Consider the following 14,450-nt stretch of genomic DNA (forward strand, 5'->3'; position numbering starts at 1 on the left):
TGCGCTGAGGCCATTTCAGGCCACGTTGTCCGGTGGACTAGAGCAACGGCCTCAACGCATTCACATTCGCCAACTGCATGGCTTCCCGCTGAATCTGTTCCGTACCCCCGTCACCTCCAGTGATCCCTCGCACCACGCTGCCATCCTCCAACGTGACGTTGTAAGCCTGCGATAACGCAGCAGCCTTTGCGTCACCCTCAAAGTGCAAAACGTGACGCTGATCTGCCCCAGTACGGCCAAACGCTGGCATCGGTACGCGGTCGGTCTTGGGACCCACCCAGTCATGGTCTGCCGCGTGTACGATGGCGCTGCCCGACGTACCAATCTCGATGCCGCCGCCAATCTTGATGTAGCTGCCGTCATCAGCGACCAAACGAATGGTCGGCGCCGTCAGGACGATTTCACCTTCAGCCGCCGAGGCGTGCAGGTTCTTTTGTGCATTGAGGGCGATGTCGTCGTTTTGAGCCTGCACAAGTACTTTGCCGCGATTGGCGATGGCGCTGATGCCAGCGTCCTGGGCAAACGCGGAAATACCTTGGCCCGCGTGCAGGCGCATGGCCGCGCCGCTGGTCATTTGCAGATGATCCTGGGCGGTCGTGTCGTGATTGCCCCCGGCGTAATGGGCTTGGGATGCAGGGGTGGCACTGACGATGCCAGCCTCACTGGTGATCGCGATCAGCGGTTCACCGCTGGCTGAACTGTCGGCAGCGGGCCACTGACTCAGGGTTTGGCGCAGCGCTTCGATACCGGCGTGATCGAGTGCCTGGGCGCCTTGTGCGGTGGCGGTTTCACCCAAAGACTTAAACAGGTCGGCACATTGGCTGAGTAATTCCAGCAGGGCTTCACGGCTCAACTGCGGGTCTTGCGCCTGATGCTTGGCGTAGGTGGTCAGCAGCAAGCCTTGGGCGGCGCGTAAGGCTATTGCGGCATTGGTACGCAGTTCTGCACCGTTGCCCAGCGGTTGGGCCTTGCCTTCGTTGCGCGGCGTCGTCAGTTTGCCCAGGTTCAACGCGCTGTCCTGATGTCGGCTGGCGAGTCGGGTGCGCAGTTCACCTGCGGTGTCATCGAACAGCAACTCGTTGTAGCCACCGCCTTGGTGCTCTTTTGTCTTGATTCCGCTCAAGGCATTGTTGTTCGGCAACTGCTTCAACCCTGCCCCATCGCTGAAGCGTGGCGAGTGGTGACGGCTGTTGTAAACCGTGCCGGTGATCAAAGGCTGGTTAACGTCCCCGGCAATAAAGCTCACCACCACTTCCTGCCCGATACGCGGCATGAACTGATGACCAAAGCCTTCCCCGGCGCTGGGCTGGGATACCCGCAGCCACGCGGTGTCTTGCGCATGTAGCTTGGCGCTGTCGCGCTCATCGGGCTGTTGGCGTTGCCAATGAAAGCGCACCTTCACTCGCGCCCACTCATCGGTATGCACTTCCCCCAAGTTCTTATCGCCGACCACGATGGCGGTCAGAGGCCCGGCAACCACTGGGCATGGCGTCAAGCATTGAGGGCGATAAGGAATATGGCGACGGATGCTGGTGAAGGTGTTGCTGTAGTCCGCCTCAGATTCGTTGAGGTAATTGTTGTGTCCCTGATGCTGCACGCTCAGCAGCAGAAACTCATTAACCGTGGCCCCTGGCTCGCGCTGATTGTTGCGGCTATTCGCCTGTGAGGGATCATGTCGGGGATGCTGCGTCAGCGTGAAGGTGTAACCGGGCACCATGGCTCGGCAATTGCTGACGCCGCGAAAGGTTTTGCCTAGCGCATGCACGGCATCACGGCGCCAGCCGACACGATTGACAGTGTCAGCACGGCTACCCGCGTTGTATTGACCTAAAAATTCGTACTGCTCAAATCGTACGGAGTCGCTGGCAGACTTCAGCAAGCCTGTATCGATGTGTTCCCACGGCTCTGCCTGCTTGTAATCGAACGAGGGAACACTGATGGCGTCGGATTGCTGCTGGCGTTGGGCAGTCCATTCGCTGATGGTGTCGGCAGTGGCCGGAATCGAGTTCTGATGGTATTGAATGACCGGTTGCTGCTCCAACGGCGCGAGCCTGTCGGAATCATTTCGCACCACCAGCGTGTGGCTTTGCGCGGTGTGCTCGAAGTAGAACAGCAAGCCTTCTTGCTCAAGTAGGCGCCGTGCAAAGTGTTCGTCTGTTTCATTGAACTGCGTGATGCAACTGTGGGTTCTGAGGGGCTCGTCCTGCGCAAGATCGAATCGGAACGTGGCCAATGCGCCGTAATGGCTGAAAACTTTGTGCAACACGTCGACCACGGTGAGGTCTTGGAAAATACGGGAATCTACCCGCTGGCTCAGATACCAAAACCATGGGCTCATCGTTGCCGAGTAATAGCTCAAGCCACCGTCATTTTTCAGGTGGTTGAAGCCCGTGATGTGACCGTGAATGCAGCGGTGAGCGCCATTGGCCAATTCGACTTCAAGCAGCGTGGGTTGGCCGATCACGGTCTTGAGCTCAAGCAGCGGATCGCGGCTAAGCAACGCTAAGTCAAAGCTGAACGGTTGGGATATCGCTTCATGGCCACTGAAACTGTCCAGCAACAGTTCGTGATCGGATTCGGCGTGAACAGAGAGTTTGATCAAACGATGTTTTTGAGAGGAAAGAAGTGATGCTGGATCGATGAACATGCTGGCCTCTATATTGCGGAGGGCGGCGGACGTTCATCTACTTGATGGGGATGCAGGTTCGCCTAAAGGCAGGAATTTGAGCATAGAGGGAGGAAAGTGGCGTGTCGGATGGCAGCCTCATTCGAGTAGGAATACTCTGAAAGCACTAAATTATGGGAGCCTACAGTATTCTGAAAAATCGTACGTTAAGGTTTTCCGACCTGTCGTAGCGGCCTGAATTTCCCGTCTTCCAGCTTGCGGCTCTGCCGCCAGACGTAATCGCCGGTCAGGTTGACGTGCTCCCAGCCCAACGGCGACAGATACTGATACAGGTCGGTATTCACCGGCTTTCCGGCGTCAGCCAGCCCTTGGGTGGCCCGTTCCAAGTAGACCGCGTTCCACACACGATAGCGGCGGTCACCAGGTTGAGGCCGCTGGCCCGGTAGCGTTGTTGCTCGATGCTCCTATCCCTAATTTCACCAAGTCGGTTGAAGAACACCGCCCTGGCCAGAGCATTGCGCGCCTCGCCCTTGTTCAAGCCTGTATGCACGCGTCGACGCAGTTCGACACTTTGCAGTCAGTCCAAGATAAAGAGCGTGCGCTCGATCCGGCCCAGGTCCCTGAGGGCCCGGGACCTGATGCATGAGGCGTTCGGCGAGCCCGACTGCCGTGTGGCGCTGAAGCTGTTGGGCGAGACCCTTTCTGCCTCTGCCGACGCTCATGTGTTGCTGTACAGCGAATTCGCCCTGACCCGAAGTCTGTGCCATGACCATGTGGTACGCGCGTTTTCATTCGAGGTAGACACCACGCACCAACTGGCATTTTTCACGATGGAAGTGATGCCGGGCCTGACCCTGGATCGCATGCTCCCGGAGTGTCCGCAGGGGCTGGCATGGCAGGAGCTGCAACCCATGGCCCTGCAATTGCTGGATGCACTGGCCTATACCCATCGGCAAGGCGTCCTGCATGGGGACGTGAAACCGGCGAATATCATGGTGGGGGAGCAAGGGGTACGCTTGTTCGATTTTGGCCTGGGCCATGCCGAGACGCAGGCAAAAGCTGGGTTACCGAGCTTAAGCCGCAGTCGCCTGAATGCCTGGACGCCGGCGTATGCGGCGCCAGAGCTGATAGCGGGAGGGTTACCGTCGGCCAGTGCCGATTTGTACGGGGCTGCCTGCGTGCTCTATGAACTGGCCGAAGGCCGGCGCCCCGGCGAGCGCCAGCAGAATCAGCGACTGCGTCGGCCCAGGCAACTGCCCAGGCACTGCTGGCCTCCGTTGTGTTCAGCATTGGCGATGGACCCCGAGCAGCGAACGGTAGGCGTCGCCGAGTTGCGCGACGCGTTGGCGGGCTGGCGTCGTTGCTGGTTCCTGAGCTAGTGCGTCAACCGGGGAGGTCATGCAACTGGCAGTACTCGCTCCAGCCCAGGCCCGCCATCTGCGCCACTTCCCTGTGCACCTCAAGGCGCTGGGCTTCGAAGGCTTCGGCGGACTCGGAGGTCAGTTTGAGGGTCAATTCCCAGGCAAACAGGCCTTGGCGTTCGGCTTCCGCTTCGAAGGCTTCATGCAGCCGCTCGGCGCGGTACTGCGCCAGGGTTTCGCCCTTGGCCTGGGCGGCCAGCGGGTTCAGGGTATTGAGTTCGGAGGCCACATCGGGGTGTTCGTTGAGGAACCTGTCCAGTGCTAGCTGGTGGTTATCGCCAGGTGGTGACAAAGGCTTGCTCCAATCAAGGGCCGGATTCCGGTCGGTGGGATGCACAGAGGCGACGCGCGCGTTTGCGCAGCCGGCGGTAGGTCCAGGCGCGTATAGGGTTGAGTAAAAACAATAACAGATAGGCGCTCAGCACGAGGGCCAAGTCCACAGAGCTATCGCCCGGGGACCCGGTCGCTCGTTCAATAACGCCCCTGCTGGTCAACAGCAGCGCAACGCCGAACACCCACAGCAGCACGTTGAAAAACAGCGGGTGCCCCTTCATTGGCAGCTTACTTTGCATAGCCAGCTTATCTCCCTGGTGCCTGCTGCCTTCGCAAACAACCTTCCTTGATCAGTTGAGTCCCCGGCGCCGCGAGCCTGCGCACATAAACACACAGACAGTCAGTATTGAAGCAGACTCCGCGATTGGCCCAGCTCAGAAAAGTCAATTATTTGGAAAACTTCAGCGAATTTCCTGTCATCCATTGTTGAAAAAACACCCGGATGAATGGCAAAAAGCTTTCGCTCACTGTGCCAGCACGTGTAGCGTTAGCCCGTGTTTCCGGCGCTGCCTTCCAGGGACAGTGGGCGATGGGCAGAGGGATGGGTTATGGCGCAAACGCTGTTCAAGCTTTTCTTCACCCAACGCCTGGCCGCCTTGGCCAGCACTGAGTCGCTGCGAGCGATCCGCGAAGGGTTGTTGTGGATCCTGCCGTGCCTGCTGGTGTCGGCGACCTTTCTGATCCTGTCTGAATGTGCCCGCGTGCTTGGCTTCGACCCGCCGGTGGTGGCGTTCCTCGCCGGCCTCCACAATCAGATCAGCTCCGTCATTCCACTGCTGGTGGCCGCTTCCATTGGCTACATGCTGGCGATCCAGCATCGCCTGCCGCAACTGCCGGTGGCATTCCTGTGCCTGGCTCATGTGGTGGTGGCGACGTTTGTCCTGAGGGACTACCCGCGCGCCTCGGCCACCTTCGTACTGTTTATCGCGATTGCCTCGCCGCTGTTGAACGTGCCGGCCATTGCCTGGCTGCACCGTTACCGCTGGAGCCGGCTGGTCAACGAAGACCTGGTGGGGCACAACCTGCGGGGCACGATCAACATGGTGGTGCCGGGGGCCATCACTGCCTTGGCGTTGGTGGCAGTGCTGTCCTTATTGTTGCAGGTGCCCTATATGGCCCAACTCCAAGGGCCGCAGGTACTCAATGCGTTGGAATCGCCCTACGGCAGCGGCCTGTTTGTGACATTGATGAATTCGCTGCTGTGGTTTTTCGGGATCCACGGTGTGTACGCCATGCAACCTTTGTTCGATGTGCTGGACCAGGCCGTAGTGCTCAATAGCACGGCGTCGGCAGCGGGCGAGCCGATCAAGTATGTGTTGAACAGCGGCCTGTTGGGCAGCTTTGCGTTTATCGGTGGTTCGGGCGGTGCATTGTGCCTGTTGCTGGCGATCCTGCTGTTCTCCAAGAGCCAGTCCATGCGCCTGTTGGCGGTGGCGAGTTTGCCGCTCTCACTGTTCAACGTCAGTGAAGTGCTGCTGTTCGGTTTACCGATCATTCTCAACCCGCGCTTGTTCTTACCGTTTCTGATCGTACCTGCGTTGAACGCCACGGTGGCGTTAACCGTGGTGCAGATGGGGTGGGTGTCGCCAGCAGTGGTCAGCGTACCGTTCACTGCGCCTGTGCTGCTCAATGCCTATCTCAGTACCCACGGCGACCTGGCGGCGGTGGCGCTGCAACTGGCGCTGCTGGCCCTGGGCACGCTGGTGTATGCGCCTTATGTGCAGGCGATTCATCGCCAGGCCACTGAGGGCGGCACGGTATACCTCAAGTCCCTGGACATGACCTTCCGCGGCCTTGAGGAAAAGGGCCGGTTGCGCGAGCTGGACCCGGTGCTCGCTTCGCACAAGACCTTGGCGCGCCAGGCCACTGAGCTGAGCCGCATCCAGCAGATCAGCGACTACGAGTTCTACCTCGAATTTCAGCCGCAGGTCTCGATTCGCACCGGCCTTTGCACCGGCTGTGAGGCGCTGATGCGTGCCCGTGACGCCCAGGGCACGGTGCATTCGCCGTGGGAGTTCCTGCAATGGCTGGCCCAGGCGCGGTTGATGCCGGACGTGGATGTGTGGGTGGCATCCCAGGCGGTTCGCCAATACCAGAAGTGGCAAAAACTTGGCTTTGCCTTGCCGATGACCATCAATATTTCCAGCGCGACCCTGACCGACGCTGCCTATGGCGAGCGCCTTGTGGAGATTCTGGCCCAGGCCCACGGGCAGGTATCGGTGGAAATCACCGAGGACGCGCTGGTCAGTGATATCCAGGCCACGCGCCGGACCATCCAGAAGCTGCAAGCCATCGGCGCCAAGGTTTACATCGATGACTTCGGCACCGGGTTTTCGGCCTTGAGTTATCTGCACCAGTTTCCGGTGGACTTCATCAAGATCGACCGCAGTTTCGTGGTGGCCCAGCATGATCCCAAGGGCGCTCAGGTCATGACCGGCCTGTTGCGTTTTTGTGAGGCCCTGAACCTGGGTGTGGTGGTGGAAGGGGTAGAGACTGCCGAGCAGTTGGCCTTCCTGAACACCGGCGCCGAATTGATTATCCAAGGCTGGTATTTCAGCAAGGCGCTGCCGGGCGATCAGTTGGAAGGCTTTGTGCGAGCGCGTGCCGCGTTAGCCAAGGGCTAATAACCGCGCTGGGTCTGCTCGATTTCCTCGACCAGGCCGTCTATCCCAGCCAGACGTGCCCGGTTGTCATGGTCCCAGGGGTGAAAACCGGGTTTGAAGTAATGCAACCACGGCACCAGCATCCGTGGGAAAACCCCCTTGGGGCCATACAGAAACTTCAGCATGCGCCAGAAGCCTTTCAGGTGCCCCCCCGATTTGCGGTCGGCAATCAGCAGCCGCAGGTGGAAATCGAATACCACCAGCCAGAAGAGCAACGTGGTGGTCAGCATGGTCCCGGTGCGTAGCAGGTAACGCTTGGGGCCGGGCTTGATCACGCGGTTCCACACATCGAAGGCCACGGCCTTGTGTTCGGTTTCCTCCAGAGCGTGCCAGTACCACATCTGCTGGTAGCCTTTGAGTGAATGGCCGAAACGTGTCGGGTCGCTCAGGAGTATTTCCGCCAGCATCGCGGTGTAGTGTTCAAGCGCAATGGTCACCGCGAGGTTGAAGGACGGCGGCAGATGTTTTTTCTGCAGCTCGAGGATGAATTTAAGCCGTCGGTCCAGGGTGTGTGCCGGCAATCCTGCATCTTGCAGCAGGTTGTTGTAGGCCACGTGCTCACGGCTGTGCATGGCCTCCTGGCCGATAAATCCCTGGACCTCTTTCTTCAGTTCAGGATCATCAATGTGCTGGCGGTAGTGGCGCACGCTGTCCATGAAAAACAGCTCGCCCTGGGGGAACAACAGCGACAAGGCGTTGAAAAAATGCGTGATGAACGGACCCTGTTCATGCCAGTCCTTGATGCGCTCGGCGGGCAGGTCAAAATGGATGTCACGGCGGATCGGCAACATAGTGCATGCTCCTGTTCAGAGGCGGGGCTCGTCGTTGGTTTCAAACACCGGCGTGCGGGCTTTTGGGGCCATGCGCTTGCTGGCGAGTACCACCAAGGCTTGATAGGCCGCCGGCAGGCACCGGGCGAGCAGGTCGAGGAAATACGCGTCGCGGCCGATCAGCACACGACGCTTGTTTTTGCGCACGCCTTGCAGGATCACTTTGGCGGCTTGGTCTGCGTCAGTGATGAACAGCTTCTCGAAGTCGGCGCGGGCCTGCTGTTCGCTGTGGATCAGGAAACCCGTCATGTTCGCGTCGATACGGCTGCTGCGACAGATATCGGTACGAATGCCTCCCGGGTGTACGCAGGTGGCAGAGACGCCGCAGCGCTGCATATCCAGCTCTTGGCGCAGGGATTCGGTAAAGCCGCGCACGGCGAACTTGGTAGCGTTGTAGCCACTCATGCCGGGTTGGGCAAACAGGCCGAATACGCTGGACGTGTTGACTATGTGGCCGTCACCCGAGGCTTTCAGATACGGCAGGAACGCCTTGGTGCCGTGGACTACACCCCAGAAGTTGATGCGGACAATCCATTCCAGGTCGGCGTAGTCCACACCTTCCACCGTGCTCGACAGGGCCACCCCGGCATTGTTGAACACCAGGTTGACCTGGCCGTGTTCGGCAACGCAGCGCGCGGCCCAATCCAGCATGGCCTGGCGGTCGGAAACATCCAGCACCTGGGTGGAGATCAACACGGGGGCCAAGGTCGAGGTCTTGATCAACGCCTCGGTCTGTTCCAAGCCCTGGCTGTTTTTGTCCGCCAGCGCCAAGTGGCAACCTTCCCGAGCCAGGGCCAGGGCGAGGGCGCGACCCATGCCGGATGCCGCGCCGGTAATGGCCGCTACGCGACCGTTGAATGACTTCATGACAGGCTGCCTTCTGCGGTGGAGTGGGGCGCCGACACTGGACGGCTGGGCGCGTTGACCGGTAGCAGGTCGGCCACGTAGTCCTTGAGCGCAAACTGCCGGGTGACCTGCTTGAAGCGCCAGGTCGAGCCGGGCCATAGGGTGGTGTTCTTGCCCGTGCGCGGGTCGAGGTACCAGCTTTGGCAACCGCCGGTGTTCCAGATGGTGCGCTTGAGCTTGTCTTGCAGCTGTTGGTTGTAGGCGCTTTCGACACTGGGTTTGACGTCGACAGTGGCGATGCGATGCCGCTGCATGTGCTGGAGTGCGTCGAGGATGTAGGTGACCTGGGCTTCGATTATCAGGATCATCGAGTTATGCCCCAGGCCGGTGTTGGGCCCGACGATCAGGAACAGGTTGGGATAGCCCGGCACGGTGGTGCCCTTGTAGGCGTGGGCGCCGTCTTGCCAGGTGTCCATCAGGTCCACGCCACCGCGCCCGATGATGCAATCGCGGGGCAGGGGATCGGTGGCTTGGAAGCCGGTGCCGAAAATCAGGCAATCGGCCGGGTGCTTGATGCCGTCGGCGGTGATCACACCGTCAGCTTCAATGCGTACCACGTGTTCGGTGACCACATCGACATTGCTGCGCGACAACGCTGGGTAGTAGTCATTGGAAATCAACACGCGCTTGCAGCCGATGGTGTAGTCCGGGGTCAGCGTTTTGCGCAGCGAAGGGCGAGCCACTTGTTTATGCAGGTGGCGCAGGGCGATTTTCTGCACCATCTTCATCAGCCGTGGGTGCAGGGCGAAGCCGATTACGCGGCCTTCCAGCGCCCAGTAGAAGGCGCCGCGCACCAGGCGCTGAGTGAAGGGCAGGTGCTTGAACAGCCAGCGTTCGAAGGGCGAAACCGCGCGGTCGGGCTTGGGCATGATCCACGGCGGGGTGCGCTGGAACAGGTCCAGGTGAGCCACCTGCGGCGCGATCTGTGGCACGAACTGAATGGCACTGGCGCCGGTGCCGATCACTGCCACCCGCTTACCCTTCAAGGCGTAGTCGTGATCCCATTGTTGGGAGTGAAAGCGCTTGCCCTTGAAGCTGTCGAGCCCGGGAATTTCCGGCAGCGCCGGGCGCGACAAGCCCCCCATGCCCGATACCAGTACCCGCGCACTGACCTGACGGCCATCGCTGAAGCTCAACTGCCAGCGTTGCTGTTGGTCGTCGAACACCGCGCGTTTGAGGCCCATGCCGAAGCGCAGGTAGGGCGCCAGCCCAAAGCGCGTGGCGCATTGTTCCAGGTAAGCGCGGATCTCTGCCTGCGGCGCGAACTGCCGCGTCCAGTCCGGGTTGGGAGCAAAGGAAAACGAGTACACATGCGACTGCACATCGCAGGCGCAACCCGGGTAGTGGTTGTCCCGCCAGGTACCCCCGAGCGTGTCGGCCTGCTCGGCGATAAATAAGTCGGTGAACCCGGCCTCCTTGAGCTTGATCGCCATGCACAGGCCGGCAAAGCCTGAGCCGATGATGGCAATGTCGATTGAATCACTCTGGGCATTCATAAGCAGTCCTTCGTGGGCATCGGGTGTGCTCCCTTTCTTGTTTTGTCTTTTAGATAGAACACCATTGCAAAGAAAAATTGAATTACTTATTTTAAAAAAGATTTTAAATAATCTACCTGAAAATATCGCCTACGCTAGTCCCCGGTTCCTCATGTGCGATTTGTCCGACGGACAGGCACGACGTTAGGTCCAGGGTGTGGACGATAGCTGAGGCCTTGATCAATTCCGGTCGGGTCGCCAGCAACAGGGATGCAGAGGACCGAGCTATGGCTGTTGAATGGGTTATTGCTGCGGCTGTGTTTATGGGCGTAAGCGCTGCTTTGTGGGGGTTCAGTGTCTGGATCACGCGGCGTATCGAAGCTGCCGTTCCGAGCAACGGGCGTTTTGTGGACGTGAATGGCGAGCGCTTTCACTATTACGAGGAGGGCAAGGGCCCACCGCTGTTGATGATTCACGGGCTGATGGGCAGCAGTCGCAACCTCACCTACGCCTTGTCCGGCCAGTTGTGCGAGCACTTTCGAGTGATCACGCTTGACCGTCCGGGGTCGGGCTATTCCACGCGCCATAAAGGCACCGCCGCGGACTTGCCGGCCCAAGCGCGGCAAGTGGCAGCCTTTATCGACACGCTAGGCCTGGCCAAACCGCTGGTGCTGGGCCATTCCCTCGGCGGCGCGATCTCACTGGCGCTGGCCCTGGACCACCCGCATGCGGTGTCCGGCCTGGTATTGGTGGCACCACTGACCCATCCGCAACCCACATTGCCCTTGGTGTTCTGGTCACTGGCGATACGACCGGCCCTGCTTCGGCGTTGGGTGTCATACACCCTGACCGTGCCAATGGGCCTGCTCACGCGCCGCTCGGTGGTCAAGGGCGTGTTCGCTCCGGACACTGCCCCAGAGGATTTTGCTACCCGGGGCGGCGGGCTGCTGGGCATGCGGCCCGACAACTTCTATGCGGCGTCCAGCGAGATCGCGCTGGTCAACGATTGCCTGCCGGACATGGTCAAGCGCTACCCGCAACTGACGCTGCCGATCAGCCTGATCTATGGCGCGCGTGACAAGGTCCTGGACTTTCGCAAACACGGGCAGGCCCTGGCTGACAGGGTCCCCGGCCTGAAGCTGCAGGTGGTGGAAGGGCGCGGCCATATGTTGCCGATCACCGCCACGGCGCGGGTGGCCGAGGCGGTACTGCAATTGGCCAAGCGTGCCCGGCCGCCGGAAACCGCGGTGATCCTGCATCCGCCATTTGCCTTGGCGAACAAATAATCGTGGCCTCCACTGCGCGGTGGACGGTCCGAGATGCTTGCCCTAGAGACCTGACCAAACGGCAGAAAAACAGACTGCCCAGTCACGCGGAAAAGGCCTCGAAAAAGTAGTTGACGACCTATCGATTCCGCGCTATTTATTTAAAAAAATATTTCAATGTTTGTTTTGAAATGATTTTTGAAATGCCTAAGAGCGAATAAAAATGAAAAAAACGCCTTTTATCGCATGGTTGATTTCCCGGAGCATTCAGCGCTCCCTGAACCTGTTTTCTGCCTCCCTGCCACGGAGGTTGCCATGAATCAGACTCTGGCAGCCCCAAGCGTATGGACCGACGGCAAGCGTCACCTGTGGTGGCTGGGCATCACGCCCCTGGCCACGCCATTGCTCTCCGGTGCACTGGCCATCTGCACCGGTATCCAGCAACTCTGGTGGGTCGGCGTGCTGGTGATCTTCGGCCTGATCCCGCTGATCGACGGCTTGCTCGGTGAGGATGTGAGCAACCCGCCCGAATCCGCCGTGAGCCACCTCGAATCCCAAAGCTATTACCGCTGGATCGTCTACACCGGCGTGCTGTTCGTCATCTCATCGGTGGTGATCACCGGTTGGCTGGCCGCCGGCGGTATCGACTGGATCATCCGGGGTGGTTTGTTGCAGGCTGCGGCGAACCTGGAACCGTCCAACTGGCTGTCCCACGCCGCCAGCTACATCACTGCGCGCACTCAACTGCATGGCGAAGCGAGCTGGTTTACTTACCTGGGCATGGCCATGTCGACAGGTGCCGCTACCGGCATCGCAATCAACACGGCCCACGAGCTGGGGCACAAGCCCAACGCGCTGGAAGTGTTCCTGGCCAAGGTCACCCTGGCCCCGACCTTTTACGGGCACTTCTACACCGAACACAACCGTGGCCATCACGTACGTGTGGCTACCCCGGAAGATCCAGCCAGTTCGCGCCTCGGGGAGAGCTTCTGGGCCTTCCTGCCGCGCTCGGTATGGCTCAGTGCCCGTTCGGCGTGGAACCTGGAGCGCGAACGCCTGCGCAAGCTCGGCTTGCCGGCCTGGCACTGGCAGAACGGGGTACTCAGCGCGTGGATGTACAGTGTGGTGTTGTGGGGCGCGATGATCGCCTGGTTGGGGGCGGCAGTGATCCCGTTCCTGATCATTCAGGGCATCTACGGCTTCTCGCTGCTGGAAGTGGTGAACTACGTCGAGCATTACGGGCTTAAACGCCAGAAGTTGCCCAATGGTCGTTATGAGCGTTGCTCACCACGGCATTCATGGAACAGTAACCGTATTGTCACCAATATCTTTCTGTTCCAATTGCAGCGGCACTCCGATCACCATGCCAACCCAACCCGTAGTTATCAGTCGTTGCGCCACTTTGATGAGTCGCCGCAACTTCCCTACGGCTATGCGAGCATGATTGTCTGGGCCTATGTGCCTTACTTGTGGCGACGTCGCATGGATCATCGAGTGCTGAATCATTACGCCGGGGATATCACCCTGACCAATCTTCAACCGTCACAACGCTTGAAGTATCTGGAGAAGTACAGCAGCAGTGCCAAGCCGTTCTGATGTGAATTAAAACGTGTGTTGCGCGCTCGGGATCTGTGCATCGCGCAGGTCTCTATCGCCCAGGATTCTCAAAATGAGTTGCAAAAAAGTTGTTTGACCCGAACAAAAATAATTTCAAGGGAAGGACGTACATCATGCAATCACCTGCCAAGTTGACCACCCATATCGTATTGGCCGCGCTGGGCCTGATCGTCTACCACCAGGCTCAAGCTGCGCGCATTGAGCCAGCCGGCAGTGCGTTTAACGCCCAGGGCCCCATCAGTTTTTCCAAAGGTGCGCTGATCAGCGCCGACTGCACCATCAAGGTCGCCGGCAAAGTGGCGGCCGACGGCTCATCGGTGAATGTCGACAAAGTTGAATTCGATGGCGGCCTCAAATGCAGCCGAGTCGAAGCCATTAACCTGCCCTGGGTATTAGTTGCCAAAGACACCAAGAGCGGTTCCATGTCGAACATCAGCGTAGATGTTCATGCGTTTGGCCTGGGTGGCAAGTGCGGGCCTTCTACCGCCGAGGGTACATGGGATAACGCCACCGGTAAGTTGGAAGCCGCGAACGTACCGATTGGCGAAGACTGCACAATCAAGACGGTGTCGATCAAGATGCCACCGAACTTCAAAGTGGTTGAATAAACAGTAAATGTTGTTGCGGTAATTGAATTGAGATTTGGCTGGAAAGGGAAGTTCTGCAGTTTCACCGTGACCTCTCGATCATGGCCATTACCCCCTGGCGAATAACTCGCCTTAACATGTGAGGCATAACAATGAAAAGTTTGAAAACCCTCGTATCGTTGTCTGCTTTGGCTGTTTGCATGGGTGCTGCTTCGATGGCCAATGCGGCTTCGATCAGCCCTGAAGGCCCCTTTACCACCACCGCAGGTTCCATCGTGGTGCAATCACCGTCTTCATTCGGCGGCAGTGTGACCTGTGGCATTACTTTCAGCGGTACTGTCAGTGGCGGTGTTGCCACTATCACCAATGCCGCACTGACCGGAGGTGGCTTGTGTGCTTTGCCTACGCTCAAGAGCATTCCGTCGCCAGGCTGGGTGCTGACTGCGTCGTCGGCCACTGAAGGCAAAGTGGCAAACGTTGGTTACACCATTAAAAAGACTTTTATTATCCCCGGCACCGACTGCGGTCCATCCTCCATCAATGTGACCTGGAATGCTTCGTCTCACACCCTTACCGCGGCAAACCAGCCTCTGAGTGGCGGTTGCAACATTGTATCGCTGACTACCACTGCCTCTGGTCTGACGGTTAACCCATAACGGGCACACGTTACGGAACGCAGGGTTGATCACCCTTTGAAAGGCCGGTGCCTCGTTTGAGGTGCCGGCTG

At 59.2% G+C, this 14,450-nt stretch carries 12 protein-coding genes and 1 pseudogene; 6 read left to right on the top strand and 7 right to left on the bottom strand.

The features are described from left to right. Positions 1–37 precede the first annotated feature (37 nt). Both AACY44_RS16310 and AACY44_RS16315 read right to left on the bottom strand, forming a co-directional pair. Complete coding sequence (locus AACY44_RS16310) at positions 38–2,647, bottom strand: type VI secretion system Vgr family protein (protein ID WP_339415888.1); 2,610 nt, start codon at positions 2,645–2,647, stop codon at positions 38–40. A 185-nt stretch (positions 2,648–2,832) separates the two neighbouring features. Then, positions 2,833–3,254: pseudogene (locus AACY44_RS16315) on the bottom strand (Tn3 family transposase); the annotation flags it as partial. Between the two features lie 10 nt (positions 3,255–3,264). On the opposite strand from AACY44_RS16315, the gene AACY44_RS16320 reads away from it, so the two are divergent. Further along, a complete protein-coding gene (locus AACY44_RS16320) occupies positions 3,265–4,005 on the top strand; it encodes a serine/threonine-protein kinase (RefSeq protein ID WP_339415889.1) in 741 nt (246 codons plus the stop codon). Positions 4,006–4,009: 4 nt separating this feature from the next. Here the strand turns inward: AACY44_RS16320 and AACY44_RS16325 are convergent, their stop codons facing one another. After that, on the bottom strand, positions 4,010–4,339 hold the full coding sequence (locus tag AACY44_RS16325; protein WP_339436601.1) for a DUF6388 family protein: 330 nt from the start codon (positions 4,337–4,339) through the stop codon (positions 4,010–4,012). A gap of 13 nt (positions 4,340–4,352) precedes the next feature. Beyond that, on the bottom strand, positions 4,353–4,619 hold the full coding sequence (locus tag AACY44_RS16330; RefSeq protein WP_339436600.1) for a hypothetical protein: 267 nt from the start codon (positions 4,617–4,619) through the stop codon (positions 4,353–4,355). Between the two features lie 309 nt (positions 4,620–4,928). On the opposite strand from AACY44_RS16330, the gene AACY44_RS16335 reads away from it, so the two are divergent. After that, the gene (locus AACY44_RS16335) at positions 4,929–7,004 is read left to right on the top strand and encodes an EAL domain-containing protein (protein WP_339436599.1); all 2,076 of its coding nucleotides are present in this window, start codon (positions 4,929–4,931) and stop codon (positions 7,002–7,004) included. Here AACY44_RS16335 and AACY44_RS16340 read toward each other — a convergent pair. The 3 genes from AACY44_RS16340 to AACY44_RS16350 are packed head-to-tail and all read right to left on the bottom strand — an operon-like array spanning position 7,001 to position 10,275. Next, positions 7,001–7,834, bottom strand: coding sequence for a metal-dependent hydrolase (locus AACY44_RS16340; RefSeq protein ID WP_339436598.1), 834 nt, complete (start codon positions 7,832–7,834; stop codon positions 7,001–7,003). The two genes, AACY44_RS16335 and AACY44_RS16340, sit on opposite strands and share 4 nt — an antisense overlap. A 15-nt stretch (positions 7,835–7,849) precedes the next feature. Further along, positions 7,850–8,740, bottom strand: a complete 891-nt coding sequence (locus tag AACY44_RS16345) for an SDR family NAD(P)-dependent oxidoreductase (protein WP_339436597.1) — start codon at positions 8,738–8,740, stop codon at positions 7,850–7,852. Then, positions 8,737–10,275: a flavin-containing monooxygenase gene (locus AACY44_RS16350; protein ID WP_339530652.1), complete on the bottom strand. Its 1,539-nt coding sequence runs from the start codon at positions 10,273–10,275 to the stop codon at positions 8,737–8,739. Before AACY44_RS16350 ends, AACY44_RS16345 begins: the two co-directional genes overlap by 4 nt. Positions 10,276–10,541: 266 nt before the next feature. Here AACY44_RS16350 and AACY44_RS16355 point away from each other — a divergent pair, with 266 nt between their 5' ends. The 4 genes from AACY44_RS16355 to praB all read left to right on the top strand — a co-directional run bounded on the left by AACY44_RS16355 (position 10,542) and on the right by praB (position 14,379). Continuing rightward, a complete protein-coding gene (locus AACY44_RS16355) occupies positions 10,542–11,540 on the top strand; it encodes an alpha/beta fold hydrolase (RefSeq protein WP_339415900.1) in 999 nt (332 codons plus the stop codon). A 294-nt stretch (positions 11,541–11,834) separates the two neighbouring features. Beyond that, positions 11,835–13,115, top strand: a complete 1,281-nt coding sequence (locus AACY44_RS16360) for an alkane 1-monooxygenase (protein WP_339530655.1) — start codon at positions 11,835–11,837, stop codon at positions 13,113–13,115. Between the two features lie 134 nt (positions 13,116–13,249). Beyond that, a complete protein-coding gene (praA, locus tag AACY44_RS16365) occupies positions 13,250–13,744 on the top strand; it encodes an alkane oxidation protein activator PraA (RefSeq protein ID WP_339530657.1) in 495 nt (164 codons plus the stop codon). A gap of 131 nt (positions 13,745–13,875) precedes the next feature. Beyond that, positions 13,876–14,379 carry an alkane oxidation protein activator PraB gene (praB, locus tag AACY44_RS16370; RefSeq protein WP_339415903.1) on the top strand — a complete coding sequence of 168 codons (504 nt, stop codon included), beginning with the start codon at positions 13,876–13,878 and terminating at the stop codon, positions 14,377–14,379. The last annotated feature ends 71 nt before the right edge of the window (positions 14,380–14,450 follow it).

This window comes from Pseudomonas sp. RA_15y_Pfl1_P11, from assembly GCF_963970975.1.
GTDB lineage: Bacteria > Pseudomonadota > Gammaproteobacteria > Pseudomonadales > Pseudomonadaceae > Aquipseudomonas > Aquipseudomonas tritici.